The organism is Paenarthrobacter sp. NPDC091711 (assembly GCF_044756605.1).
In the GTDB taxonomy this organism is placed as follows: domain Bacteria; phylum Actinomycetota; class Actinomycetes; order Actinomycetales; family Micrococcaceae; genus Arthrobacter.
Genome location: NZ_JBIVTF010000031.1, coordinates 1,684 through 3,425 on the forward strand (window position 1 = coordinate 1,684; position 1,742 = coordinate 3,425).

1 rRNA gene (running past one end of the window) is annotated in these 1,742 nt (G+C 56.0%); it reads left to right on the forward strand.

What is annotated here, in order from left to right:
• Nucleotides 1–7: 7 nt before the first annotated feature.
• Nucleotides 8–1,742 (forward strand): 23S ribosomal RNA (locus tag ACIQH5_RS22385) (it continues 1,503 nt past the right edge of the window).

The following is a 1,742-nucleotide window of genomic DNA, read 5'->3' on the forward strand; positions in this document are numbered from 1 at the left end:
TGTGTGTGGTCAAGTTTTTAAGGGCACACGGTGGATGCCTTGGCATTAGGAGCCGAAGAAGGACGTAGGAATCTGCGATAAGCCTGGGGGAGTTGATAACCGAGCGTTGATCCCAGGATGTCCGAATGGGGAAACCCCGCACAACGCTGTCATGGTGATTGTGTGACCCGCATCTGAACACATAGGGTGCGTGGGGGGAACGCGGGGAAGTGAAACATCTCAGTACCCGCAGGAAGAGAAAACAATAGTGATTCCGTTAGTAGTGGCGAGCGAACGCGGATCAGGCTAAACCGTTCCATGTGTGATAGCCGGCGGGCGTTGCATGGGCGGGGTTGTGGGACTTTCCGTTCTGGTTCTGCCGGACCAGTGAGGTGAGGTGCAGGCATAGGTGAACGGTCTTGAAAGGCCGGCCAGAGAGGGTGTGAGCCCCGTAACCGTAATGTTGTGCACGGCCTGGGGAGTATCCCAAGTAGCACGGGGCCCGAGAAATCCCGTGCGAATCTGTCAGGACCACCTGATAAGCCTAAATACTTCCTAATGACCGATAGCGGACCAGTACCGTGAGGGAAAGGTGAAAAGTACCCCGGGAGGGGAGTGAAACAGTACCTGAAACCGTGTGCTTACAATCCGTCGGAGCAACCTTAGTAGTTGTGACGGCGTGCCTTTTGAAGAATGAGCCTGCGAGTTAGTGTTACGTCGCGAGGTTAACCCGTGTGGGGTAGCCGTAGCGAAAGCGAGTCTGAATAGGGCGAGTGTAGTGGCGTGATCTAGACCCGAAGCGGAGTGATCTACCCATGGCCAGGTTGAAGCGACGGTAAGACGTCGTGGAGGACCGAACCCACTTCAGTTGAAAATGGAGGGGATGAGCTGTGGGTAGGGGTGAAAGGCCAATCAAACTCCGTGATAGCTGGTTCTCCCCGAAATGCATTTAGGTGCAGCGTTGCGTGTTTCTTGCCGGAGGTAGAGCTACTGGATGGCCGATGGGCCCTACAAGGTTACTGACGTCAGCCAAACTCCGAATGCCGGTAAGTCAGAGCGCAGCAGTGAGACTGTGGGGGATAAGCTTCATAGTCGAGAGGGAAACAGCCCAGACCACCAACTAAGGCCCCTAAGCGTGTGCTAAGTGGGAAAGGATGTGGAGTTGCGAAGACAACCAGGAGGTTGGCTTAGAAGCAGCCATCCTTGAAAGAGTGCGTAATAGCTCACTGGTCAAGTGATTCCGCGCCGACAATGTAGCGGGGCTCAAGTACACCGCCGAAGTTGTGGATTTCACATATTGCCCTAGCCTTCGTGGTTCAGGGGTGTGGAGTGGTAGGGGAGCGTCGTGTGGGCAGTGAAGTCGCGGTGGAAACCAGCGGTGGAGCCTACACGAGTGAGAATGCAGGCATGAGTAGCGAAAGACGGGTGAGAAACCCGTCCGCCGAATGATCAAGGGTTCCAGGGTCAAGCTAATCTGCCCTGGGTAAGTCGGGACCTAAGGCGAGGCCGACAGGCGTAGTCGATGGACAACGGGTTGATATTCCCGTACCGGCGAAAAACCGTCCATGCCAAGCGGGGGATACTAACCGCCCGGAGCCTGCCCTATCACCCTTGTGGTGTGTGGGTTTTGGCCGAGCGCGGGATCTGATCCCGGGAGGTAAGCGTATTAACAGGTGTGACGCAGGAAGGTAGCCGGGCCGGGCGATGGTTGCCCCGGTCTAAGGATGTAGGGTCAGGGATAGGCAAATCCGTTCCTGTGTGTT